Source organism: Paenibacillus sp. 01T47, assembly GCF_056398245.1.
Genome location: NZ_JBFTPA010000011.1, coordinates 192,610 through 218,525, shown reverse-complemented (window position 1 = coordinate 218,525; position 25,916 = coordinate 192,610). Strand labels below are relative to the sequence as shown.

At 44.1% G+C, this 25,916-nt stretch carries 17 protein-coding genes; 13 read left to right on the top strand and 4 right to left on the bottom strand.

The genetic code is table 11. The features are described 5' to 3' along the window. Positions 1-61 precede the first annotated feature (61 nt). From AC1DOV_RS21525 to lacZ, 6 genes are all read left to right on the top strand, one after another. Positions 62-1,375, top strand: coding sequence for an ABC transporter substrate-binding protein (locus AC1DOV_RS21525; protein WP_477512643.1), 1,314 nt, complete (start codon positions 62-64; stop codon positions 1,373-1,375). A gap of 86 nt (positions 1,376-1,461) precedes the next feature. Beyond that, entirely contained in the window at positions 1,462-2,352 is an 891-nt protein-coding gene (locus AC1DOV_RS21520; RefSeq protein ID WP_477551037.1) for a carbohydrate ABC transporter permease, read from the top strand. Positions 2,353-2,355: 3 nt separating this feature from the next. Then, positions 2,356-3,186, top strand: coding sequence for a carbohydrate ABC transporter permease (locus AC1DOV_RS21515; RefSeq protein ID WP_076268980.1), 831 nt, complete (start codon positions 2,356-2,358; stop codon positions 3,184-3,186). 81 nt (positions 3,187-3,267) lie between these two features. Further along, positions 3,268-4,032, top strand: coding sequence for a response regulator transcription factor (locus tag AC1DOV_RS21510; RefSeq protein ID WP_339204658.1), 765 nt, complete (start codon positions 3,268-3,270; stop codon positions 4,030-4,032). A gap of 140 nt (positions 4,033-4,172) precedes the next feature. Continuing rightward, positions 4,173-5,978: an ABC transporter ATP-binding protein gene (locus tag AC1DOV_RS21505; protein WP_477551036.1), complete on the top strand. Its 1,806-nt coding sequence runs from the start codon at positions 4,173-4,175 to the stop codon at positions 5,976-5,978. A gap of 219 nt (positions 5,979-6,197) precedes the next feature. Next, the gene (gene lacZ / locus AC1DOV_RS21500; protein WP_477551035.1) at positions 6,198-9,305 is read left to right on the top strand and encodes a beta-galactosidase, LacZ type; all 3,108 of its coding nucleotides are present in this window, start codon (positions 6,198-6,200) and stop codon (positions 9,303-9,305) included. Between the two features lie 50 nt (positions 9,306-9,355). Here the strand turns inward: lacZ and AC1DOV_RS21495 are convergent, their stop codons facing one another. The 4 genes from AC1DOV_RS21495 to AC1DOV_RS21480 form a co-directional block, all read right to left on the bottom strand. Next, positions 9,356-10,045, bottom strand: a complete 690-nt coding sequence (locus AC1DOV_RS21495; protein WP_477551034.1) for an AIM24 family protein — start codon at positions 10,043-10,045, stop codon at positions 9,356-9,358. Further along, positions 10,042-10,527 (bottom strand): hypothetical protein, encoded by a 486-nt coding sequence (locus AC1DOV_RS21490; RefSeq protein ID WP_477551033.1) that lies wholly within the window; start codon positions 10,525-10,527, stop codon positions 10,042-10,044. Before AC1DOV_RS21490 ends, AC1DOV_RS21495 begins: the two co-directional genes overlap by 4 nt. A gap of 176 nt (positions 10,528-10,703) precedes the next feature. Beyond that, positions 10,704-11,702, bottom strand: a complete 999-nt coding sequence (locus AC1DOV_RS21485) for an aldose 1-epimerase (protein WP_076268975.1) — start codon at positions 11,700-11,702, stop codon at positions 10,704-10,706. A gap of 144 nt (positions 11,703-11,846) precedes the next feature. Beyond that, positions 11,847-12,209 carry a LytTR family transcriptional regulator DNA-binding domain-containing protein gene (locus tag AC1DOV_RS21480; protein WP_430059672.1) on the bottom strand — a complete coding sequence of 121 codons (363 nt, stop codon included), beginning with the start codon at positions 12,207-12,209 and terminating at the stop codon, positions 11,847-11,849. Positions 12,210-12,376: 167 nt separating this feature from the next. Between AC1DOV_RS21480 and AC1DOV_RS21475 the strand changes: the two genes are divergently transcribed. From AC1DOV_RS21475 to AC1DOV_RS21445, 7 genes are all read left to right on the top strand, one after another. Further along, a complete protein-coding gene (locus AC1DOV_RS21475; RefSeq protein WP_477551032.1) occupies positions 12,377-13,474 on the top strand; it encodes a lactonase family protein in 1,098 nt (365 codons plus the stop codon). 42 nt (positions 13,475-13,516) lie between these two features. Beyond that, the gene (locus tag AC1DOV_RS21470) at positions 13,517-14,743 is read left to right on the top strand and encodes an MFS transporter (RefSeq protein ID WP_477551031.1); all 1,227 of its coding nucleotides are present in this window, start codon (positions 13,517-13,519) and stop codon (positions 14,741-14,743) included. A gap of 144 nt (positions 14,744-14,887) precedes the next feature. After that, positions 14,888-16,249 (top strand): DUF2087 domain-containing protein, encoded by a 1,362-nt coding sequence (locus AC1DOV_RS21465; protein ID WP_477551030.1) that lies wholly within the window; start codon positions 14,888-14,890, stop codon positions 16,247-16,249. A 34-nt stretch (positions 16,250-16,283) separates the two neighbouring features. Further along, positions 16,284-17,528 carry an MFS transporter gene (locus AC1DOV_RS21460; RefSeq protein WP_441886481.1) on the top strand — a complete coding sequence of 415 codons (1,245 nt, stop codon included), beginning with the start codon at positions 16,284-16,286 and terminating at the stop codon, positions 17,526-17,528. A gap of 232 nt (positions 17,529-17,760) precedes the next feature. Further along, on the top strand, positions 17,761-17,979 hold the full coding sequence (locus AC1DOV_RS21455; RefSeq protein WP_477551029.1) for a hypothetical protein: 219 nt from the start codon (positions 17,761-17,763) through the stop codon (positions 17,977-17,979). 327 nt (positions 17,980-18,306) lie between these two features. Further along, positions 18,307-19,284 (top strand): S-layer homology domain-containing protein, encoded by a 978-nt coding sequence (locus AC1DOV_RS21450; RefSeq protein ID WP_477551028.1) that lies wholly within the window; start codon positions 18,307-18,309, stop codon positions 19,282-19,284. Positions 19,285-19,483: 199 nt separating this feature from the next. Next, on the top strand, positions 19,484-25,837 hold the full coding sequence (locus tag AC1DOV_RS21445) for an Athe_2463 domain-containing protein (RefSeq protein WP_477551027.1): 6,354 nt from the start codon (positions 19,484-19,486) through the stop codon (positions 25,835-25,837). The last annotated feature ends 79 nt before the right edge of the window (positions 25,838-25,916 follow it).

Here is a 25,916-nt window from a genome sequence, read left to right as displayed (position 1 = left end):
ATTTTATGAGGTATTATCGAAATGTAAGCGGAATCAAAACGAGCTGAGGGGGATTTAGAAAATGAAAAAAGTCATTTCGTTAGCACTTGTTTCTGTAGTTATGCTAACATCGTTAGCTGCTTGTGGTGGGAATAACACAAACACGAATTCACCTACGAACAAGCCGAGCACGGATAACACCGCAACGAACAAACCGGAGAACGGTGGATCAGAGGAAGCGTCAAACATTAAAGGTGAGGTTGTATTCTTAACAAACCGTACCGACATGATTGACAAACAGTACGTCGATTACGAAAAACGTTTTGAAGACAAATACCCTGGTGTCGATCTTAAATTTGAAGCCATTACGGATTATGATAAAACGTTGAAAATCCGCATCGCTTCCGGAGACTTCCCTGATGTCGTATTTGTACCAACCATTCCAAACGCAGAGCTGCCTAATTATTTCGCTCCGCTTGACGACATTGCATTCTCAGGTGAAATTCACTTCAAAGATTTGAAAGCGCAAGAAGGCAAAATGTATGGCGTATCCTCCGGCGGATCGACAGTCGGTATCGTTTACAACAAGAAAGCATTCGAGAAAGCGGGCATTACAGCTCTTCCAAAAACATACGACGAATTTCTAGCTGCATCGCAAAAGCTTAAAGACGCAGGCATCGTGCCGCTTGCATCAAACTTCAAAGATAAATGGCCGCTTGATACTTGGGTATACGATGTTCCAACACTAATTGGCGGAGCTTCTGACCACCAAAACAAACGTGCTGAATCGGAAACACCGTACACGCTTGATAATGCATACGGCAAATCATGGGGAATTCTTCGTGAGATGTACACAAAAGGTTTCCTAGAAACAGATGTGAACTCGACGAACTGGGAGCAATCGAAAAAAGACGTAGCAACTGGAAAATTCGGTATGTATCTGCTTGGCAACTGGGTAATTAACCAAGTAATCGAGAATGGCGCTCCTGCTGAAGACATTGGCTTCTTCCCATTCCCGGTCGACAACACTGGCGAAGCGAAAGCACCGCTTAACCCGGATTTCTTCTATGCAGTTAACAAAAACGGCAATGTTGAAGCAGGTAAAGCATTCGTACAATGGATGATCGAAGAATCCGGTTATGATGATTTCGCAGGTTTCATTCCTACTTTGAAAGCCAAAGAATCGAAGCTTCCACAGCTTGCGGAATTCAACAGCTTTACCCCTAAATTTTTCGAGCCAGCTGCACCAGTAGATGCAGCGACAGAAATTCAAAACAAAGCGCAGCTTGATCAAGCTGCAGTTGTACAAGAATTCGTATTAGCTAAAGACCCGCAAAAGGTATTGGATAAAGTGAACACAGCGTGGGCGAAAGCGAAAAAAGATTTAGGATTGTAAGGGCTGCGTGCAGGATGGATAACCTTTAACGGTTGTCTATCCTGCACCTTCCGATTAGAAAGACGCAGGGAGGATGGGGTTGTCTCATGTTTAGCAGATTGCCTTTTAAAACACAGAAGAACTATGTCATTATTGGCTTCGGCGCATTGCCGCTGCTGCTGCTGCTGACATTCGCCTATTATCCGGCAATGGAACTCATTCGATTAAGCTTTACGAGCTGGGACGGCTTAAGTCAAAACAAACCATGGATTGGTTGGTCGAACTACAAAGAAGTATTTTCAAATCCAGCTATATTTGGCGTCTTCAAACATAACTTTGCCTATTTCGCTGTTGGAATCGTACAAAATATCGCCGCGATTTATTTCGCAGTGGTGCTGAACAGCAAGCTGAAGGGGAAAAACTTTTTCAGGCTGCTGCTTTTTTTACCGTACATCCTAAATGGCGTTGCTGTAGCATACTTATTCGGTTACGTATTCGATACGACAAACGGATCATTAAACTATTTGCTAGGACAGCTCGGCTTTGATGCACTCTCCAAAACAAGCTGGCTCGGCAGTGGTTCTTTTGTAAACTATACGCTTGCTTCTATTGGCTTCTGGCGCTTTATGGGCTTCAATATGGTCATTTATTTGGCGGCGCTTCAATCGATTCCAAGTGATATTTACGAAGCGGCATCGATTGACGGGGCAAACGGCTGGCAAAAATTTATTAGCATCACGCTGCCGAACATTTACAAAATTATTGAGCTCAATTTGTTCCTAACGGTCACCGGCGCTTTAGAGGTGTTTGATCTGCCTTATATTTTAACCAAGGGTGGGCCGGCAGGATCGAGTGAAACCTTCGTTATGAAAATTGTTGAGACCGCCTTTCAGTTCAACAACTATGGCTTGGCATCCGCAATGAGCGTCGTCTTGTTACTCTTTGTTGTCATTGTATTATCGATTCAGCGGTTTTTGTTGAAAGGAAAGGGGGAATAATCGATGAATAAATCCAATAAGCTTTGGGACACAATCAAGTATTTAAGCCTTCTATTGGCTGCGTTTGCGATTTTGTTCCCGCCTTATATCATCGTCGTCAATGCCTTTAAGACGAAGGATGAATTTCACACGAAATCGACGATCGCTATGCCGGATAGCTTTCTTTATTTTAAAAACTTTGCGCAAGCCTTCAAGCAGGCGGATATGCTCCATGCGTTCGGGAATACGCTGTTCATTATCGCGATCACGCTAATTTTGAACATATTGATCGGATCGGCGTTCTGTTATGCCGTTGGGCGCTTCAATTTCAAATTTAAAGGCCCGTTAGTCGGCTTGTTCCTATTCGCCACGATTATTCCAGCGATTACAACACAAGTGGTCAACTACAAAACGATTCAGGCGCTTGGCTTAACGAATAATTTGATGGGACCTGTACTAATCTATGTAGGCGCAGATATTTTGCAAATCTACATTTATCTGCAATTCATTAGAAACATCCCTTATGAACTAGATGAAAGCGCGATGATCGAAGGTGCTTCATTGATTCGTATTTTCCGCTCCATCATCTTCCCGCTGCTTGCGCCAGCGACAGCGACAATCATTATTTTGAAAACAATCAGCATCTATAATGACATGTTTATTCCGCTCCTGTATCTGCCTAGGGCCGAGCATGTCGTCGTATCAACGTCACTCATGCGCTTCTTCGGGGTCAACAGCGGGGACTGGCAAATGATATCCTCAGCCATTCTTATCATTATGATTCCTACCGCAATTCTTTATGTGTTCTTGCAAAAATATATTTTCGCGGGTGTGACAAGCGGTGCGGTTAAATAAACCGTCCGCTTTCTTTTCATTGCAGATGTACCGATTTTAGCACAAACTAGAAGAGGAACACGCGGGGAGGAGCGAGCAGGATTGTTGAACATTATGATCGCGGATGATGAAGAATTTATAAGGCTGGGTCTAGAAAAAATATTAACGAAAATGGATTTGGACATTAAAGTTATCGGCTCCTACAGCAACGGAATGGACGCTTGGGCGCAAATTTCGAAGCTCAGTGAAGGCGAGCTGGATGTGCTGATTACCGATATAAAGATGCCGATGATGGACGGTTTGCGCCTTATTGAGCACTTGCGCGATAAGTCGATTGATACGATTGTGCTCAGTGGATTTAGTGAATTTGAATATGCGCGCAAGGCTCTTCGCTCGGGCGTCCGGGATTATTTGCTCAAGCCAGTGGACAAGGCGAACTTGTACGACATACTGGTTAAAATTGAGCAGGAGCGCAGTGAAAACGGGCAAACATCGGAATCAACGGTATCTGCTCCAGCACAAGAGACGATCTCGAAGGAAAAAGAGCATCATGTTATTGAGCAAATGAAAACGATTTTGGAGCAAGAATACGGCAAAAACTTCGAAATGGAGCGTATCGCCGACACCGTCGGCATGAGCGCCAATTATTTGAGCCGCTTATTTAAGCAGGAGACGGGCATGACGCTGACAGACTATTTGATCGACATACGGATAGAGAAGGCAAAGCAGTTTTTGAGCGATCATCCAAATCTGAAAAATTACGAAATATCACAGCTGGTCGGCTATAGTGATCCTGTTTACTTTAACAAGCTTTTTAAGAAAATGGTTGGAGAAACTCCTAAGGATTATAAAGCCAAGCACCACTAGTGCCGATGAACAAAATTGAATATAAGAAGTGCAATATCGCACATTTACAGGAAGGTGGAATGAGCGTAAGATGATGCGGTAGCTTGCCGAATTAAGAATGGTTGGACAGCATGCAGAGCTGCAGAAGGATGGAGAGAGAAATGTCAGAGAGGGTTGTAAAAACTCAGCTTGGTGCTGCAAAAGGACTAGCGAGCACATTTGAAAACGCGGCACTAGAGGAAAATGCCAGCCCGTTGAAGTTTTTATTGTCATTATACAAAGGCAACTTTGCCAATCTATTGATTTCATTATTATTTTTGTTTATCAAAAGCGCGCCCATTTATGTGCTGCCAATTGTAACAGCTAATATTATCAACATTGCGACGAATCCAGCAAAATATCCGCTAAGCGGTATTTGGATTAACTTTGTTATTATTTTGATCGTCATCTTGCAGAACATACCAACCCACGCCGCTTACATTTCTTTTTTGAGCCGTGCGGTAAGATATGTAGAAGCGGGACTTCGCAGCGCGCTTGTGCGCAAGCTGCAGCAGTTGTCCATTAATCAACATAGGGAGCTGCCTGCTGGCAAGCTGCAATCGAAGGTGCTGCGCGATGTCGAAGCGGTTGAGATGATGTCAAAGCAGTTCATGATTGCTTTGGCGCCGGCTGTCGTTAACATTATCGTATCGTTTATTATAACGCTGAACAGCAGCTGGATTGTGTCGTTGTTTTTTATACTGACCATTCCAATGTCTATAACGATCGTAACGATTTTCAGGCGCAAAATCCGTAAATCGAACAAGGAATTCCGTAAAGAAATAGAACACATGTCCTCTCGCGTGTCAGAGATGGTCGAGATGATTCCGATTACGCGCGCACACGGTCTGGAGAAGGTTGAGATCGCACGTATTGACAAGACGCTGAGCAACATTCAAGGCAAAGGGTATCGGCTGGATTTGGTGGAGGCTTATTTTGGCTCAACAAACTGGGTGACGTTTCAAATTTTTCAGGTGCTTTGCTTAATTTTTACGGCATACTTAGCTTACAATGGGCAAATTCAGGTTGGCGACGTCGTTATGTACCAAGGTTTTTTTGCGATGATTTTGGCTTCCGTTACTGGTCTCATTAACATTTATCCGCAAATTGCCAAAGGTCTTGAATCGATTCATTCCATTAAAGAGATTTTGGTATCGACCGATATTGAAAATAATAGCGGCAAAAGAAAAGTTGCCGATGTACGCGGTGAATTTTCTTTCGAGGGCGTAGAGCTTTCATATCCGGGCAGTGAACATCATGTGCTTGAGGATGTTACCCTCGAAGTTGAAGCAGGCGAATGCATTGCATTTGTTGGCGCATCCGGCGCAGGCAAATCAACAGTGCTCAATCTAGTTATCGGCTTCCTGCAGCCAACGGGCGGGAAAGTGCTGATGGACGGCATTGATTTGGCAGATATCGATCTGCGCAGCTATCGCAAGCATTTGGCGGTCGTGCCGCAAACGAATATTTTGTTCTCAGGAACAATTCGAGACAATATTACGTATGGCCTTCGCGATATTACCGATGAACAAGTCAATCGTGTTGTTGAGATGGCTAATCTATCCGAATTTATCGGGCAGCTGCCGGACGGCCTCGATACAATGGTTGGCGAACATGGCGGCAAGTTGTCTGGCGGCCAGCGTCAGCGGATTGCGATTGCACGTGCGCTTGTACGCGAGCCAAAAATTATTATTTTGGATGAAGCCACCTCCGCACTCGACAACGAGTCAGAATTTCATGTTCAGAAGGCGATGCAGGAGCTGATTAAAGGCCGCACGACATTTATTGTCGCTCATCGCCTGTCGACGATTCGTGATGCAGATCGTATTGTCGTCATGAAGCATGGACGTATTGTTGAGGTCGGCACTTTCGATGAGCTGATGGCAAGCAAAGGCGAGTTTTATAATTTGAAGCAGCTGCAGCTCTAGGAGAGGCAGATCTGCTTCTGATATGGCGGTTAAGGCTGATCGGGTGTTTTTACCCCGGTCAGCTTTTTTTTGGCTTTACGCTTCCAATCACGAGCGCCGTTTGTATCGTAATGTTCATATTTTTATAGAAGATATGAAAATTGTTTTATGATATGAGAAATAGCAATGCCTTATAATGTGAATATCATATCCATTAAAAGTGATGAGGTGCTTGATTTTATGCGAAAAAAGCTAGTATATACGCCGCCGGCCAACGGTTACCCGGAGTGGAACAATAACCCTGAAATTTATCGGTTGAACCGAATGGATGCGCATGCTTCGATAATGCCCTTCGATACGATAGAGGAGGCATGGGATGGCGATCATAACAAGTCTTCGAATTATTTGTCGCTGAACGGCCAGTGGAAATTTGCGTTTGCAGCGAATGCCGAATCACGAATCGCCAACTTTTATGAAGCCGATTATGATCATAGCCAGTGGGACAGCATTACGGTTCCTGCGCATTGGCAGCTGCAGGGCTATGATTATCCGCAATATACGAATGTTAGATATCCTTGGGATGGCAACGAGGACATAAAGCCGCCGTTTGCCCCTACTGCATATAATCCAGTTGGTTCATATGCTCGTACTTTTACAGTACCTTCCGAGTGGGATGGTAAACCTGTATTTATCAGCTTCCAAGGTGTGGAGTCGGCTTTCTACGTATGGCTTAACGGTGAGCTTGTTGGTTTTAGCCAAGATACGTTTACCCCTTCCGAGTTTGATCTAACCCCTTACCTTGCAATTGGTGAGAATAAGCTGGCCGTAGAGGTTTATCGTTGGAGCGACGCAAGCTGGCTGGAGGATCAGGATTTTTGGCGAATGAGCGGTATTTTCCGAGATGTCTACTTGTACACCACTCCAGAGGCGCATATCTATGACTATTTTGTACATACAGAGCTTGATGAGCAGTGTCTTGACGCAGAACTGATTGTTGATGCGAAGCTGCTTAACTATTTTGTAAGGCCAATTGGCAAAATAACGTTGGAGGCAGCGCTATATGATGTGAATCGAGCTGCCGTATTTCCAAGCCCGCTGACGATCCAGACGCAGGTGGAAGGCGAGGAGCTTACCTCTGTTCAACTGCGCGCCGCTGTTTCAAATCCGCTCAAATGGAGTGCTGAGCAGCCGAATTTATATACGTTAATACTTAACTTGAAATCAGAGGACGGCACGCTGCTTGAAGCGATAAGCTGCAAGGTCGGTTTCCGCAAGTTTGAGATTAAAGATGGCCTAATGCAAATCAATGGACGCCGGATCATGTTCAAAGGGGTAAATCGTCACGAATTCTCATGCGATTCAGGCCGCGCAATTAATGAAGCGGATATGCGCAAAGATATTGAACTGATGAAGCAATATAATATCAATGCCGTCCGCACTTCACATTATCCGAACAACTCGCTCTGGTACAAACTTTGTGATGAATATGGGCTGTATGTCATTGATGAGACGAATCTGGAAACGCATGGTTCTTGGACTTATGGACAGAAGGAGCTTGGTAGGGCGGTGCCAGGAAGCAGACCGGAATGGACAGGGGCTGTGCTCGATCGCTGCAATTCGATGCTGCAAAGAGACAAAAACCATGCGTCTATCGTCATCTGGTCGCTTGGAAATGAAGCATTTGGCGGAGACAATTTCATAAAAATGCATGATTTTTTACGTGAAGCTGATCCATCGCGCGTCGTTCATTATGAGGGAGCGTTTCACTACCGCGAATCGGATGCTGCTTCTGATATCGAAAGCCATATGTACACGAGCCCTCAGGGCGTTGAACAGTATGCGAGAAGCAATCCGCAAAAACCTTATATTTTATGCGAGTATAGTCATGCTATGGGCAATTCCTGCGGGGGCTTGCATGTGTATTGGGAGGTTTTTGAGAAGTATCCTGTGTTGCAGGGCGGATTCATATGGGATTGGATCGATCAAGCCATTCGAGTAACAGACGAGAGCGGCACAGTGAAAATGATGTATGGAGGCGACTTTGGCGAATCGCCGCATGATGGCAATTTCTGCGGCAACGGCCTTATTTTCGCAGATCGTACAGTGTCGCCTAAGCTTCAAGAGGTGAAGAAGGTTTACCAAAATGTTAAGTTTGAAGCGATTGATCTGAAAAATGGCACTATTAAGGTGACCAATCGTCATCTATTCAGCGCTTTAAATAGCTTTACTCTTGCTTGGCAAATAGCGATTAACGGTGTTTCTGTGGAAGCAGGCACGGTAGAAGCGGCCGCACAACCAGAGAGTGAGGAAACGTTAACGATTCCTTATACGCTGCCTAAGCTTTCTTCCATTTCGGAAGAGGCTGTATTAACGGTACAGCTGCTGCTGAAGGAGCAAACTCTGTGGGCAGAAGCGGGTCATGAAATCGCGTTTGAGCAATTTGTGCTGCCTGCGCCTATTGAGCCGATTATTGGTCTTGTACCAGCTAAGCCTGCTGTTCGTGTTGAACAGTCGGCAACGGCGCTTCTCGTAAGCGGTGAAAGCTTCACTGCGCAATTTGATCTAGCAAATGGCAGCCTTACTTCCTATGTGTGGAATGGCTCAGAGCGGTTATTGCAAGGATTGACTCCGAATTTCTGGCGTGCCTACACGGATAATGATCGCGGCAATCAGCAGCATATGCGCTGTGCAACATGGCGTGAAGCGGGGACAGAGCGCGTTCTGCAAGCGATGACTTGGGAGCTTGAGGCAAGCAGTGTAACAATTAATGTGCAGTATAGCTTGCCTACTACAACGGAATCCATGTTGTCGTTAATTTACAAAGTAAATGCAGATGGTGAGATCAATGTATACGAGAAGCTGCAGCCTGGGGCGGATTTACCGGAAATTCCGGAAATCGGCATGCTCTTCCAGATGCCAGCATCATTTGATCAAGTAAGCTGGTATGGCAAAGGCCCAGACGAGACGTATTGGGATCGCCAAACGGGAGGCAAGCTTGGGCTTTACGCTGGCAGCGTTCAGGATCAGCTCGTATCGTATATCAGGCCACAGGAATGCGGCAATAAGATGGACGTTCGCCATGCTGCGGTTACGAATGCAAAGGGTGAGGGTATCGTGCTGAAGGGTGCGCCACATTTTGAATTAAATGTACTGCCTTATACGCCATTTGAGCTGGAGGCGCATGATCATATTCATCTGCTGCCACCAAGCAACAAAACGGTTGTACGCGTCAACCATAAGCAAACTGGCGTGGGCGGACATGACAGCTGGGGACAGCTTCCAGAGAAGGAATACATTCTGTTTGCGAACCAAGCATACTCCCATCAGTTTTCAATTAAAGGGGTTTAAAATAAAAAGAGGCTTGTCTTCCGTCTGCTGACGGTCGGCTGGCCTCTGTTTTATTTGATATAGATGCCGCCAAACGGCAGCACTTCGCGAAGAATTCTTTTGATAAAGCCGCCGTTTTGCAGCTGCTCCTCCAGTTCGGCATCGCGGGAGCCTGTTTGGATAAGTACTGGGCCGGTGCCGCGAATTTCCCACTGCACATTCATATGCTGGCTTGCGAGCTTGTTGCCGTAGACGGACAGCTGGATGGAAGCATGCTCTGGATATGCGACGAGTGCTCCAGTCTCAACATACAAAGGACGATCCGGATGGAGCTGAATGGATTTCACATCACCAGCGGTAATAATTCCGAGCAAGCCCGGTCCGGAAAATCGCATTCGCACAAATTCCTTCGTAATCCATGCGTTTTTGAGCTTCTGCACGACAGACTTTAGCTTCATGCCGTCCGAGAAAAAGATAATATGCCTGAAATCAAACAGCAAGTCGCTTTTCTCAGCGATGTGCAGCGTTTCGAGCGAGCAGCCTGCAGGCAAGCCGACAATGAATTCGGCCGGTCCAGAAATAAGGGAGCGAATCCAGCGTTTCTTGCGATACATGCCAGCTAAATCCATGAAACGATCCTCGCGATTTTGCGGATCGCCTTGAAAGGCGATGATTGATTTTGGATGCAGAACATGAAGCTTGTCCGCAGTATCAAGGGTGAGATGCACATGGCCGACTTGGGCAGGAACGGTTATTTTCATCCGCTAATTCCTCTGCTGCCTCTGCTGTCTCTACTGCTTGTGCTGCGCTGCTTGCGCCATACGACATAACGCCAAACTCTCAGGGATACGATATAAGCAACAAAAACAGCTGCGATTATAATGACAGTATTAATAAGCTTGCTGATAAACGATTGTTTGTCCTGCTTCATGCGATCCATCTCAGCTTGCAGCTCGGCATTTTGCGCGATAAGCTGATTGTTTTGTTCAAGCAGCTCCTGTTGCTTCATTGCATACTCTGCTGCAGCCTTTGCAGATTCCTCAAGCTGCTGCTGCTGCTTAGCGAGTGCTTCTGTGGCTTCAATATACTGCTGCTGGAGCTCGCTAATTTTCTCAGGTGTATTGTAAATGTCTTTGATTCGATCAATTAAACCTGCGTGGACAGTTGGTTGTGGAATGATGATGAGAATAAAGGATAAGAAGCTTGTAATGACAAGTGCTTTCCATAATGATTGCCGCATCATATTCTCCCTTCAGTTTTCGACATAAGAGGGGCTGATGCTTACATTTTACAGCCTTTCTCGACAATAGTCACTCCTGTCCTGTATTTGGATGGAAAAAATGATTCGGCTTCGTTAAAAATCTATTTCTACATAAAAAAAAGGATAGCAGCGAAATGGCTGCTATCCTTGATCAGTTCCTATTTTCTAACGTACAAGCGGCTCGTTTCTTCCCAAATGCCGCCTGGCTCAAGTGAGACAAGCCCGATTTGCTCAGCTGGCAAGTTCACATTTGGCGCATTGACGAGATTCAGCTGCGGCTCCGGACAGAAGAAGCCTGGCGTAGCGTTGTTGTTCCAAATCATCCACTGCTTGTAAGCTGTTCCAATATCGTAGACTAGCGTTACGCCATTGCGTGTATCAGTCAGCTCCATCGCGTTGCGGCCGTTTTGCGGCTCGGTTGTGTAGTGATTATCCATCGGCTCCCAGAATGGGGAGATGCCTGTTGTTTTCATGGCTTCCTCGTCAGCAACTAGCGTCTGATAATTGCCTGTCGGCAGCATCCGCTCGTTAAGCTCCCAGCGCTTGCCGGTTGTAAGCGTGAAGCGGTAATCATCTGCTGTACTATTTGATGCGAACGGTGCATTGATCGTTGTATGGAAAGCGATCAAGCAAGGCATAGCGTCCGTTCCTTCATTATGTACCGATACATGCTGCAGCAGACCAGTATCATTTAAAGCATAACGAAGCTTAATAGTGAAGCGATGCGGCAAATACGTGTAGATCGGGTGGCTTTCATCGATTGAAATTTTGAGCGATACGTAGCTTTCCGTTTTGTTTGTGCCAAAATCCTCGACACTCCAAGCTGCTGTATGGAAAAACCCGTGCAAATGGTTGCCCGTTTTTGCTTCGTTAACTGGAAAGTTATACGTTCTGCCGTTCCATGTAAAAGTACCATCTTCATAACGGTTTGGGGGGAACAGAACGGGGATGCCGTGAATGCCCGGATTCTCTCTGAAGCTGTCCATTTCCTCTAGGGATGGTTCGCGAAGGAAGGTATAGTTGTTTGCTTTATCGCGAAACGCAATAAGATTTGCACCAACTGCTGGCAATACAGCTGCTTCATAAGCGCCCCATTGCAGCCATACAGCTTGCTCATCATGAAATAATTTCTCAAATGCTTGTCCTTGCGTAGACATGGTAGTCCTCCTAAAAGTGATTAATAATTGACTTCATTTGTGCAAAAAATATTATAATATTCAACTTTAGAATAGCAGGACAGTAGACAACAAACAACCGCCCTATTCCGATAATAGCGGAAAATGGGGCGGTTGTATGTACAACTATTTTGTTATCCGATATTCTTTGCTTGAAGCACGCTGTGAGAACAGCTGTTGGATGACGAATTGCTTGCGGCGATTTACGGTTACTTGCTTAGAGTCTGTTATTTCGGAGTCAAAATAAATCGTTCCGGCATCAATCGTCTTGATTTTTCCGATATTGATGTAGCAATTAGAGCTGACTTGATAGAAGCTGCGTTCGTTAGTCAACTGGCTAATCTGTTCGGCAGTCATTCGTCTCTTTATATTATAGTTTCTGCCATGGAAGCTTACGAGTCCTTGCATACCGAGCTTGAAATAGAGCACGTCTGTCTCCAAATCGAAATCCTCATACACATTCCGTTCGCTCATTACAACATTCATCATCTCAATTCCCCCTTTAGAAATGTGAATCGCTGAATTTGTTAGCGCTTACATTGTAACATGTCACAATAGTATTTGTGAAGTCTTTTATAAAAAAAAGACATTGTTTGATGAAGCCGCTTATGCTATGGTCACTGTAAAGCCAAAAAGTCAGAGAGGTAGGATAAAAAATGAGCAATTTAAAGGAACAACCGACACCCATAAACATCCTTTATATCGGGTCATATGGAACAGCGGAGGAATCAACGATTCATGTGTGTACGTTTGACGAAACGACAGGTGAGCTAGCAATATTGCAGCGTCTTAGCGGGCTCGAAAACGCTTCTTATTTAACTTTAAATCCAAGTGGCGGCAGCTTATATGCAGCTAGTGAAACTGAAGTAACCGGAGATGCTGGCGGCGGCTCAGTCGCTTCGTTTGAGATTGATAAAGCAACGGGCTTGCTGAAAACTACAGGCAACCGCTTGCTTACATATGGCGCTCATCCTTGCTACATTAGCACGGACAATGCGGGGCAGGTTCTCTTAGCTGCCAATTATACAGGCGGAAACGTTGCGTTATTACCGATTAAGGCTGATGGCGGGCTGGAGGAGGCAACATCTATTCAGCAAAATGCCGGTGAGCTCGGTCCAAACGCAGCAAGGCAGGATGCACCGCATGCTCATTGCATCATTCCGTTTGGTTCTTCTTATGTATGTGCAGTCGATTTGGGAATCGATGCGATCGTTATTTATCGCTTTGATGAGGAACGGCGCTCGCTTATTCCTCATGGGATTAGCAAGGTTCATCGCGGTGCTGGTCCACGTCACTTGATTTTCCATCCTCATTTAAAAACAGGCTACGTGATGAATGAGCTGGATTCGACGATTACACAATTTGATGTGGATGCGGAACTGGGAGCATTAACAGCAAACCAGGTGATATCAGCTTTGCCAGCGGACTACAATGGATATAACGATTCAGCGGATATTCATTTAGGAGTTTCGGGACGTTATTTGTACAGCTCTAACCGTGGTCATAATAGTATTGCTGTATTTGCAGTGGATCAAGGAAACGGACAGCTCACGCTTATTCAGCATATCGATTGCGGCGGAGAGTCGCCGCGAAATTTCGTCATTACGCCAAGCGGCGATCATTTGCTCGTTGCGAATCAGAAGACAGGCAATATTGCTGTATTCTCGGTAGATGCGGAGAGCGGACTGCTGTCAAAGCTGGATTCGGAGCTTGAGCTGCCTAGTCCTGTTTGCATGAAGTTTGCAATAGCTTAGCTTCCGAGGTTTTTTCCATAAGAGAGGCAGGTCCTGCTAAACATGTCTGCACCGCAAGACACCAGAACATTGAATAAAGAAGCGATAAAATCTGCTACTGTATACTCGATACTCATTTGTATCAGCTCCGTTCATCTCATGAATGATATGATGCAATCAGTTGTATCCGCGCTGTTTCCCGTATTAGAGCAATCTCTACGGTTAAGCCTGGCACAAATCGGCTGGATTGCTTTTACGCTCAATATGACTTCATCCGTTATGCAGCCTGTTGTGGGCTTGATCTCGGATAAGAGGCCCGCGCCTTGGATGCTTCTTGTCGGGATGTGTGCCAGCATGCTCGGGATGGTTGGCTTAGCCTTCGCACCGAACTTCTACTTAGTGCTGCTCGCGGTTGTGTTTGTGGGGCTTGGCTCGGCCGTGTTCCATCCAGAGGGCTCGCGGGTTGTTCATTTGGCCGCAGGCAATCGCAGAGCTTTCTCCCAGTCGATCTATCAGGTTGGCGGTAATTTTGGTCAAATGCTCGGTCCGTTGATGACGATGCTGATCTTCCTGCCGTTTGGACAGAAAGGCGCTATATGGGGGACATTGCTTGCTGCTACAGCCATTATTATTTTGACGAAAGTCGTTCCTTGGTATAAGACGCAGTTAGCTGTACATGATGGCAAAATGCAGCGCAAAGCGGCCGGCAGCGCTAAGCCCGCTCTAGCACCCAAGGTTGTTGCGTTTGCACTTGCTATCTTGTTCGTGATCGTATTTGCACGATCCTGGTATGCGGCAGCGATCGGTAACTTTTATCAGTTTTATGTGGTGGAAGCCTATCATCTGACGATTAAGCAAGCACAGATTCCTTTGTTTCTATTTATGGCAGCCGGTGTTGCCGGCACCTTTCTTGGCGGTATATTGGCGGATCGGATCGGACGCAAAAAAATGATGCTGATTTCCATTCTAGGTGCAGCACCATTCGCTCTCATTCTGCCGCATCTGCCTCTAGCCTGGGTATATCCAGTAATCGTAGTGCTTGGTTTTGTTTTGCAATCCGGCTTCTCGGTCAGCGTCGTGTATGCGCAGGAGCTAATGCCGAGCAAGGTAGGGACGGCTTCAGGGCTTATAACGGGTCTTGCTTTTGGAATGGGTGGACTAGGTGCGGTTGTTCTCGGATATTTGGCGGATGCCCGTTCACTCAGCTTTGTTATGGTCGCTTGCAGCGTGTTACCACTGATGGGCTTGCTGGCGCTTATGTTGCCAAAGGATAGGAAAGAATCGGTGTAACTCGAATAGGAATGACAGAATAGTCGCTTTAAGGATATTTCCTTAAGGTGACTTTTTTTGTTTGAAAAAATATTTGATAAAAACCAAACATAATTATATAATGTTTATAAAATAAGTAGACGTTATTGAGAGGTGTTTGGATAAATGGTTGATGAAGAACGTTTTTGGTCGGCATCAGTAGAAGAACTGAAGCAGGGTTATGTATATGAGGAAGCCGAAGGATTTTATTATTGCCTTATTTGCGGAGAACGTTTTGAGGATGGAGAGATTTTTCGGGATGAGCAGTCTGGACGCTGGTATGAGGCGCGTAAATATGCAGCCTATCATGTCCAGCAGGAGCATGGCTCCATGCTTGATTATTTACTTGAGCTGGATAAACGGCAGACGGGTCTGACCGACTTGCAGAAGGAGCTTATTCAAGGCTTTGCCGATCAGCTGACTGACAACGAAATGATGAGCCGTACTGGAATAGGCAGCGCTTCGACCATTCGAAATCATCGTTTCGTGCTGAAGGAGAAGGCCAAGCAAGCAAAGCTGCTGCTCGCGATTATTGAAATGATGGACCATGGCAACACTGCGGCTCCGCGATTCGTGCCTGTACATCGGACGGCTACACAAATAGATGAACGTTATGCGATTACAGAGGATGAATACGCAGATCTTTTGAAGCAATATTTTCCGGATGGTCCTGAAGGCCCGCTCGCTTCATTTCCGCGCAAGGAGAAACGTAAAGTAGCAGTGCTGCGTCATATCGCCTCTTATTTCAAAAGCGGAGTCCGCTATACGGAGAAAGAAGTGAATGAGCGGTTAATTTCTTTTTGGGAAGAGGATTATGCAACACTGCGCCGCTATCTGATCGATTATGGCTACTTGGATCGTAAAGATGATGGCAAAGTGTATTGGGTGAAGGGTTCAGGAATTAAGAAAAATGAGCTTGAACAGAGTGGGTCGACCGAGCAGGTTGAGCAAATGACAACCCCAAAGAAATCTGCTAAAGGCAAGCAAGGAAAAACGGACAAACAGAAAGCTCAGGCTAAAGTGCAGGAGCAAGAGGAAGAACGAAAGGGTGAACCAAAAATGGATAAGGCAAAGAGGAAGCAGCTGACAGCTGAATACCAAGAGCGTGAGCGGCAGATGGGTGTTTTTCAGATCAAAAATAATGTGAACGGAAAAATTTATTTAGGAAGCTCCACTAATTTAGATGCCCTTTGGGGAAAAGAGCAGTTTGTACTGAATATGAATGGTCATGCGAATAAGGAGCTGCAGAAGGAATGGAAGCAATTTGGCGGCGAAAACTTTTCTTTTCTCGTTCTAGAGACCGTTAAATTGGAACAAAAGATTCGTTATGATTATAAAGACGTATTGGACCCGGAAGGCCGTCAACCCGTTGACATGGTGCGACAATACAACAGAGAAGTCAACGATTTAAAGGAGCTATGGGCCCAAAAGCTGCAGCCTTATGGTGAAAAGGGTTATCATGGCCCAGCCGAGAAGGTGGAGAAATAAATCATTTTTTGGTTGAGGGAGAGTGCTGATTGAAATGTCTGCTAAAGAAGTAACAGGAGCGGGAGAAAGTTTGCTTCGGAACAAGTTTTTTCAAACGATTATATTTTCAAACGTATTGCTTCAAATTGGAATTTGGGTAAGGAACTTCGCAATTCTGATGTATGTGACAGACAAGACGAACGAGGACCCGTTTGCGATTAGTTTGATGGGCTTCGTGGAATTTTTACCGATTTTCGTGTTCTCGTTCATCGGAGGTACGTTTGCAGATCGCTGGAAGCCGCGGCTCACGATGATTTGGTGTGACTTTTTATCAGCGTTATCTGTGTTTGTTGTACTGATTACATTGCTTTACGGTTCATGGCATATGGTGTATTTTGCAACGTTTGTATCGGCAATCCTATCGCAATTTTCACAGCCCTCTGCTATGAAGCTGTTTAAGCAGCATATTCCGGCAGAGCAATTGCAATCGGCGATGGCGATGTTCCAATCTCTTATGGCGATATTCATGGTGCTTGGTCCGTCACTTGGTGTCATATCGTATCAAAAGTTCGGCATCGAAGTTTCCATTGGAGTCATGGGCGTAGCGTTCTTGCTCTCCGCTGTCGTTTTGTTCAGAATTCCGCGTGATCGTGAAGTGGAGAAAACAGACGCTGCATTGGAGAGACATTTCTGGAAAGAGTTCAAGGATGGATTCAAGTATGTATGGCGCAGTCCAGTCTTGAAAGCACTTGGAGGTACGTTTGCATTAGCGGGTACGGCAGTAGGAATTGCCCAGACGCTTGGCTTGTTCATCGTGCTTGAACGTCTGGGACAGCCTAAGGAGTTTTTGCAATATATTCTGATGGTTAACGGGATAGCGATGCTGGTTGGCGGCGGGGCTGTCATGGTTATAGCCAAAAAAGTAGCTCCGCAAAAGCTGCTCGCAATTGGCCTATTAATGAGCTCGCTTTGTATGATTGGTGTAGGCTTATCAACAAGCATACCCATTACATTAGTACTGCAATTTATTAGCGGTTTAGGTTTCCCGATGATTCAAATCGGTATTAGCACAATGATTTTGCAATATTCGGAGGAGTCCTATACGGGACGGGTCAATGGCGTGCTTACCCCGATGTTTATGGGGATGATGGTTATTATGACGCTTGTTGCCGGACAGCTCAAAACGGTGTTTCCGCTCGTCGGCATTTATTGCGTCGCAGGATCGATTATGTTTTTGGGAATGCTGCTCCTTGTTCCGTTGTTCAAGCATAAACCGCTTGTTGTTCAGTCTAGTTCTTAGTTGGAGAGAAAGTATAGTCATAATGAATAGGGATACAGAGCATGGATGGGGAATAAACCTCAATGCTCTGTATTTTTTATTAAAGCAAAAATGTGCGTGCGCAAAATAGATTTCGGAAAACACTAAAGCTATTTTCGTTGTTGATTGGTAAGTTGATTGTTAATCTATAAAAGATGATGTGAATTTCAAACTGTACAAATTTATCTTTTGAACTTGTAGGGGAGGTCTGTATATGAAGGTGGATCGATTATTGCTCGTATTTGGGATCCCACTAGCAGTCATCTTTGGAGGCGGCGCCTTAATTAATACGGACAATCCTGATTACTACATGTATATCGGGTTATTAGGATCGGTTTTCGTTATTGTATCTTTTATTATGAAATATTATAAAAAGAATCAAAAGCAGCAGAATATAATAAAATCAAAAAACATTAACAATAGAAGTGATTAAACCTATATATTGACAGATTCTCCGGTGTGAAGTAACATTTGCTGTAGTTGATATGTAGGATAGCGAAGCACGCTTATTCCCTCGGTAGAGGGAGGGGCGTGCTTTTTTTGCGTTGCTTCAGCAGTGTTTCTTGGGAGAGTGGCCTGCTGATGGGGGGAAGGAATGTTGTCGAAATACGGGAAACTTTGGAGGGAAAGGGGATAAGAAAAGAAGGGAAAAGAGACGGGCAAGAAGAATGATTATGAAGCTGCTGTAAAAAAATGTGTTCAAAATGTTTTTTAGTTCACTGGTGAATTTTTATCATCCTAATAAATGGAGTGGTTAAATATGCGGAAAATAGGACAAATCATGCTCGCAATTACGTTATTGGTGACGATTCTGATAAATACGGAGACAGCTGCGGCAGCAGTTGCTTTTACAGATACAAAAACGCATTGGGCAAAGGATGAAATTGCGACGGCTGTTAATCAAGGATGGATTAATGGTTATGATGCAATAACATTTAAGCCAAATGCGAACATGACGCGCGCAGAGTTTTTAAAATCGCTTGTGGTGGCGATGAAAGTGAAAGTGGAAGATACAGATACGCCTTTTGTTGATGATACGGGTTGGTTTCGCTCGTACATTGCAACAGGATTGAAGCAATCCATTATTAAGGTTGGCGACTATCCTGAAAATACATTTGAACCAAATCGTATGATTACGCGAGAAGAGATCGCGCGAATGACGATCCGTGCGCTAGGCAAAGATGCCGAAGGCGTAAAGTCAGGTTATTTGGCTGTGGCAAAGAAGCTGGAAATTATGAAGGGGTATCCCGATGGTTCGATGGGCGGGGAGAAGAATGCAACTCGTGCTGAGGCAGTGGTGATGATTCTGAATACGTTGATGGCGAAGAATGGGAAGCCGGTGGCTTATCCGAAAACAAGAGAGGAACTAAATACACTTGTTCAATCTTTGCCTAGTTTTAAGGGGAACACCACTTTATCTAGACATGCTCTGCTGATCAACTTAAAGGGAACTGATGTTTTTTCAGATAACACTGTAACCATAGAATATAAACCGGATTTAAAGAGGACTACTTTAAATACATATGACTCTTCGGCAGATGTTAAGGCTTTAGTTAAAGACTTACTAAAAGTCTATTATCCAAAATCTTATGAAAAGGCATATAGCAGTTATATAAAGGTGGATGGAGTTGAAAATAAAGACTCTGCTAGTGAGGTTGAAACAACGTACGATGGCAGAAGTTTTGTAGTGTACAAAGGTAGCGATAATACCGGAGTGTCTTTTTGGATCGGAGGTTAACTAAGTGAGGAAGTTTCTTCGAGCTTGTTTATTATTATCTTTAACAATTTCATTTTTAGTAACTTCAATACCAGCATACGTGAATGCTGCTACTAATTGTCCTGCGCCATCTACATATAGTGATGAAGCAAAAGTGTACATTGACTTCTACGATATACCGTTGAAAAATTCTAAAGGAGCATTAAATGAAAAGTTTTTATTGAATCAATCTAACATTGGTTCAAATGTTATCGTATACGGTTGTCCATCGGATATCGACAAATCTGTGCAAGATTTAAAAAAAGGACAATATCGATTTCTTGGTTGGGATTATGAAGGCAACCTCTATCGTAATTGGATGTTTGAAAGTGACTCAAATGTGACAAAGAGCGTAGCTAAAAATTGGGTGAAAACTCCTTGGGATACTGCGATAGGAAAATCTAAAGACATTAGACAGACAAACTTATCATTGCATCCAGATGTGAATAAATGGCTCACAGAAATGAATGACCCATATATACATTCAAAAACTTTTTTAGAAAGCTATAACAAGCTTAAAGGCACTAATTGGACAGCAGATACACTATGGAACTATGCCATTGTTCAACAAGCACGCACGAAGTTTTCTCCCGGCGTAATACAAATGTGGAACATATGGCAACCTGATGGCTCATGGTGGTATGAAATCTTTACAGTTCCAGCTGAACCGCTTCCGCCGCCGCCCTCAAAACCTGATCTTGTTATTAGCGCAATAGTCAATCCGGCAGATGCATGGGTTGGCGACTCTGTACCAATTAAAATTACTACAGAGAATAAAAGTAAAACGGTAAGTAGCGGAGCTTTTACAGTGGGCATAGTTGGGACAACAATTAAATCAGAAATCATTTCAAACATACCACCCGGACAAATCAAAACAGTTACCGTTAATGTATCCTCTACATCAAGCGGAATTAAGAGCTTCACAGCGAAGACTGATTTTGGTGAAGCCGTCATCGAATCAAACGAAAATAACAACACCAAAGATTTTAAAATTGCATTCAACAAAAAGAACGAACCCACTACTCCAATAGCTATCATCTCTCATAAAGAGGGAGACCATCGAACAACCCCCGAAATAACCATGAAGCCGGCAACAGAGCCGATGCTTGATGACAAACTCTCCTATTCACCAGGCAAGGAATCAATCACCATTCGAGAATGGAAATATAAAAACCCAACAGGTAAAACGATTGCGACAAAACCAACAGCAAAAGATTTTGCTGCTGAAGGGAAATACATAATTGAGCTGCGGGTCACCAATAGCGCAAAAAAAGTTTCGGAATGGGCGCAGCTGATAATAAACGTGGCAAATAAAGCAACGCCTAACCCAAGCGCAAGCCCTACGCCAACTCCTGAGCCAACACCTACACCTAAACCTGATTTGAAAGCGGATATAGAATTTGATCCCCCTAGTATCATTGCTGGGGAAAAGTCCTCGCTTATAAATCGGTCAAAAGGATTGAATGGCTACACATGGACATTCACGAACAACTTGAGCGCAGTACTACCAAATAATACAGACTTTGAGTTTTTGTACAAGACGTATTCAAATCCTGGGTTTTATACGGCTGAAATTATCGTAACTGATGAATTTGGCGGATCGCAAAAAGATACTGCATTGCTTCGGGTTGTCGATCCCAAACCAGTAGCCATTGTATCGGGAATAACGCGTGTAATACAAGGAAGACCCTTAGAGCGGCCTTACAATCTTTTAAACTCGTATACACCATTAGAGGATAGAGGCGAAAAAATAGATTTTAGCAAGTCGGAGATGCGCTATAAAAAAGTAGGGGATGCAGCCTATACAAATGGTTGGTTCACCGTAACGCCTGCTAATTTAGGCGAATATCGTATCGAAGGAAAGGTTTATGACACGACTGGAAGAGTTAGTGAATGGGATGATTTGATTATGGAGGTTATACCTGATGAACCACCTACAGTCGAAGTGATAGCACCTGAAGAATCATATCGAGGTAACGGATTCATGCTTTATATTGATGCAGAGAGTCCTGACGGCGATATTCTAAATCATCTTTTTCTCGAAGAGCGATATGACCAAGATGGTGATGGAAACTTTGAGGAAGAAGCGTGGAAACCCTTATATGATGGAGTTTTTAAAACAACGCACTCGCTCAATTACTCCAAAGTAGGGAAGAGGCAATATCGTGCTACCGTGACAGAAGACTATGGGTTAAAAGGCATTTCGGGCATTGCCACTACTGATATTCTGAACTACGCGCCGTCTGCTAACTTCAACGTGTTTGGAACTACACAGCAGCCAGGACAGGGAGAAGACAGCGGTCCACCAGTTACGAACTATTCAACACAATCGATTTTCCGTTCTTGGACGGCTAAAACGCCATACAAAGGTGGAAATGCCCAAAAAGCGGCATGGAAAGCGGATGCTACTACACTATCGACAAAAAATGGAGTATACACAAACTTTTCTGTGGGATACCCGAACTCAGGAAATGGAGCGAACTCACGAACAAAATATCAGCTTGCTGCAGATATTGTTGCTAAACCCACTTGGAGTGTGCCAGTTACAGAAATATTATTCAACAAGGTTTTCGGTGGAAACCGACTATATTCTTATAATCAAAATTATAGCTTGCCTAACTATCCCTATACATTTTATGAACGAAATTCAATTACAGGTGAGCTTTTAAGGACGGTTAATTTTGATACCCCAAGTAACTTCACACTTATGGAAATTGGCGGAGATGAAACATTTTACTTTAAAGATAGTAGACAAAATGCAGCCAACCCGTATTTAGCGGTCATTGCGAGGTACGATAAAAATGGTGTATATCTTGATTCAATTAATTTGCAATCTAGTTTAACATCACCTAGCGGACTAGGCAGCGGAATTGGACCGGCTCTTGTGCAAATATCAAATGATGGCGAATATATGTATGTGGCTAGTAAATTCTCGTATGATGTGCCAGAAGAATATAACTATGGTTACAATAATCAATTGCGAATTTTCAAATACTCCTTAAAAACGAAAAGCTTAGTGTGGGAAGCGCCAGGAGAGAATTTGGATCGTGGATTTATTACAAACATCAACTTGACCGAAGATGATAACGGAGATGCGTACGTTACGTATAACTTTGAAGATCGCTATTCTTCTGGATTAGGAGGAGTGAGAGGTCTCGTTGTACAAGTGAAAAAAAATGGTGTAACTCGTACCGTTACTGTAGGGGGTGCAATTGGACTATCTGCGGCTTCCATATCTGATTCAAAAAGATTTGTATATGTAAATTATGTGTCCATGGGTAGTAGTAAAACAGGTACTACTATGTTTGAGGCAATTGAGAGCGGTACTAACTATTACGGTGAAGAAATATTTAAGAGCGCTTTTGGAAGAAGGATTGTCAGTTACGAAAGTTCACATTCATTAGGTTATTCAGATGTAGCACCAAATGCAAATCCAATCGTATTTTCCAATTTATTGACGTATTCCCAAGGCAGAACGCACGAATCGTATAATGCATTTTTTAATTACTATGGAGACCAACACGGCGGTTTTCAAGGTGTAGATTACGGTGCAAACCTTGGTAAAATATTTATCAATCAATACGATCAGATTATTTATCCTGTGTTTATGGGTGTGGGAACCTCTTGGGGTGATCCCGATGCACCTAAAAAAATATGGGCCACGTTGTATAACGCAACAACCAATAGTGTCATTGCCCAGACGCCATATTCCGGACCAGAACCAGGAAATAATCAAAAGCAATCAGGAACATCAACCCCTATTTTACCTGATGGCTCCATTTATGTTTTTTACGAAAGAAATGTCATGCCGTTTGTTTCAGCTAACGCTAATGGAACATTAAAGGAAATAGATGCAAATACCGTTGAAATTACGAGCGACGATTGGGGCGGACTGCTCTATGATGCTGGAAGTGCTATGAAAAACTACGCCTTAGAATTTCATGCAAATGTAAGTGATATAAGAAACGACAAGGTTATCGGAGCTGCTTTTCAGATTCAGAATGAGAAGAATATGTTTGCAATGGAGTGGAGCAAGAACACCCTGTCGCTATTCCGTGTAGTCAATGGTGCGAAAACGTTATTGCAATCTACACCTATGACACGAACTGCATTTAACACGTATCCGATTAAAGTAGAATCGGTTAATGGCATCCAGCGTGTATATGTGAATTATGCGAAAGTACTAGAGGTTGCCGATGGTACGTATACAAGAGGCTACGCGGGATTAATGTCACTTGGGCAATCCAACGCTGTATTCTCTAATGTAAAGAAAACGAACTATGGTGACACTTACATCGAACAAACCTATGAATCTGTTCTCGTCAATGATCCGATCTCTTATGAGAAACTATTCAATGACGTTGAAAAAGATCCAATGGGAGCAGAAGAGTGGAGCTACAGCCATAATCCAAACTTCTTTGAAAATCCAGAAGGGTTGAGCATTTATAGCGGAAAAACGTATGGATCAACCATAAACGCGCTAGAGAAACCTGGGGTATATGAAATCACCTTCCGTGCTAAAGACAATCCTGGTCTTTCTGCTTATAGCAAATGGTCAGAGCCAGTGAAAAAGCTGCTTTATGTACATCGACGACCGGTCGCACAGCCGGATGTTAGGTTTACAGGCAAGGTTTTTGCAGATGGTGAAGCACTAGATTATGAAACATTTGATACCTCTTATGATCCTGATATTGCTCATATTTTATCAGACAAGTTATTCCGTACACGGTGGGCTGATCAAACCACATGGACAGTCGGGAAACGAGAGTACTATAATCGCCCTGGTGTGGAGCTGATTGTACAGGAGCAAGTTCGAGATATACACGGAGCATGGTCTTATTGGGGGCAATCGATTGTTTATAAGGACGGAATACCGCCAGTTAACCAAACGAAGCCTGTTATGACCATTACGGTTCCTGCTGGAACAACTCCAACAACACCAACGGTGCTGATTAAAGAACCGACGATTCGATGGACATATTATGATGCTCAGAATGATCCACAAGAGCGATATCGACTAATGCTAAACTATGTCGATAACAATGAAACGGCCTTGTATATTGAGCATGAAGGAAATGCACTTACGTATCCTATGCTTGCGGAAAGCATCGTTCCTGGTCGCGTCGTTAAGGTGCAAGGGCAGGTTTACTCAGCAGGGGGATGGTCTAATTTAAGTAATATTAAATATTTTGTACTGGATCTCCCACCGCAAACCTATTTACTTTCATTTAACGGGCTTGATGCTAATAATCCTATTTATACAAACTCAAATCGTCCACAGCTGCACGCGTTTACGATTGATCCAGAGAACCATCCCATTAAAGCGATAGACTATGAGGTGTTCAAAGCATCGAGCGGTGTTATGGTAGTGGACACGAACTCTGCTTTGGCTGCTGCTAATTACACAACACCTGTTTTAGCTGAGGGGCTGCATTACTGGAGAGCGAGAGCGAACGACAGCTATATATGGGGACCGTATTCAAGCAACGGGTTTTTCTTTGTCGATACGGTTAAACCTGCAGATGTGAATGAACAGCTTACTGTTGAACCTACGGCCGTAACGGTTCAGTTTAATACTTTCTATGATGCCGAACCTTCCTCGGGACATGCTGCTCGCACCTTCTATTTGCAAAAAGTGAACGCTGATGGCAGTGTGACGAATATTGATTTAAATGGTGACGGTAAAACGGAATACAGCATTCCTTTAGCACTTTCTAAGCAATCATACAAAGTTGCTGGGTTGATTTCTGGACAAGCATATCGTCTTACCGTAATCGATTATGACGTTGCCGGCAATGAAGGGCATTATGAATATATTTATTTCGTTACCAATCGACCTCCGACGGCTGACTTTGATTGGACGCCCAAACCTGTATATGAAGGAGATATGACAACTTTTCTATCGAATGTGACAGATGCTGATGGCAATACGCTTACGATTGCTTATGAGTTGACAAGTCCGCTCGGCGTGAAGAACAGCTATTTCTATACCGTTAATGGTCCAAACTATCCGGTAAAAGGGCCTTCACTGAGGTTAACAACGGTAGGACTTTGGAGTATGAAGCTAACGGTTAGCGACGGTATAGCTGAGCCGGTTAGCGTGACCAAAACGTTGCAGGTGCTGCCGCTACATGTCAATGCTTATGTACGACATACGGAGCAATGGGATCAGCATCGTAAGGCTTTTAATTTAAAACAATCAGGAGATGAGAATTCGCCGCGCGGTTATTCGGTATTTTGGGCGGGAGAGAAATTTATACTGGAGGCAGATACAACCATTACAGGCACGGCTACAAAAGCGGATCGGGTAGAGGTGCGTATGCGTACTTACGAAACGTCTCTAACCGCATTAAACGCAGGGCAAACCAGCTGGCACGGTGAACTTTGGGATGCATCATTCACAAAGCTTGCTAAAGGCACCTTTACATTCATATTCTCTGCTTACTATAATAATGGCACAGTGAAAACGAAATCAGTAGACATAACGATCGATGGACAAACATTAGATATTGTTGGCGTACATCGTGTTCAATAATGGAGCGGGTTATTAGGTCAATTGTAAGTAGAAAAGCAATAAAAACAGGCATGCTGCCATCGCAGCATGCCTGTTTTTT

What these genes read in the sequence shown, in the direction of transcription:
- AC1DOV_RS21525 (WP_477512643.1), top strand. Translation starts at nt 62, where the DNA reads ATGAAAAAAGTCATTTCGTTAGCACTTGTTTCTGTAGTTATGCTAACA.
- AC1DOV_RS21520 (WP_477551037.1), top strand. Translation starts at nt 1,462, where the DNA reads ATGTTTAGCAGATTGCCTTTTAAAACACAGAAGAACTATGTCATTATT.
- AC1DOV_RS21515 (WP_076268980.1), top strand. Translation starts at nt 2,356, where the DNA reads ATGAATAAATCCAATAAGCTTTGGGACACAATCAAGTATTTAAGCCTT.
- AC1DOV_RS21505 (WP_477551036.1), top strand. Translation starts at nt 4,173, where the DNA reads ATGTCAGAGAGGGTTGTAAAAACTCAGCTTGGTGCTGCAAAAGGACTA.
- lacZ (WP_477551035.1), top strand. Translation starts at nt 6,198, where the DNA reads ATGCGAAAAAAGCTAGTATATACGCCGCCGGCCAACGGTTACCCGGAG.
- AC1DOV_RS21495 (WP_477551034.1), bottom strand. Translation starts at nt 10,045, where the DNA reads ATGAAAATAACCGTTCCTGCCCAAGTCGGCCATGTGCATCTCACCCTT.
- AC1DOV_RS21490 (WP_477551033.1), bottom strand. Translation starts at nt 10,527, where the DNA reads ATGATGCGGCAATCATTATGGAAAGCACTTGTCATTACAAGCTTCTTA.
- AC1DOV_RS21485 (WP_076268975.1), bottom strand. Translation starts at nt 11,702, where the DNA reads ATGTCTACGCAAGGACAAGCATTTGAGAAATTATTTCATGATGAGCAA.
- AC1DOV_RS21480 (WP_430059672.1), bottom strand. Translation starts at nt 12,209, where the DNA reads ATGATGAATGTTGTAATGAGCGAACGGAATGTGTATGAGGATTTCGAT.
- AC1DOV_RS21475 (WP_477551032.1), top strand. Translation starts at nt 12,377, where the DNA reads ATGAGCAATTTAAAGGAACAACCGACACCCATAAACATCCTTTATATC.
- AC1DOV_RS21470 (WP_477551031.1), top strand. Translation starts at nt 13,517, where the DNA reads ATGTCTGCACCGCAAGACACCAGAACATTGAATAAAGAAGCGATAAAA.
- AC1DOV_RS21465 (WP_477551030.1), top strand. Translation starts at nt 14,888, where the DNA reads ATGGTTGATGAAGAACGTTTTTGGTCGGCATCAGTAGAAGAACTGAAG.
- AC1DOV_RS21460 (WP_441886481.1), top strand. Translation starts at nt 16,284, where the DNA reads ATGTCTGCTAAAGAAGTAACAGGAGCGGGAGAAAGTTTGCTTCGGAAC.
- AC1DOV_RS21455 (WP_477551029.1), top strand. Translation starts at nt 17,761, where the DNA reads ATGAAGGTGGATCGATTATTGCTCGTATTTGGGATCCCACTAGCAGTC.
- AC1DOV_RS21450 (WP_477551028.1), top strand. Translation starts at nt 18,307, where the DNA reads ATGCGGAAAATAGGACAAATCATGCTCGCAATTACGTTATTGGTGACG.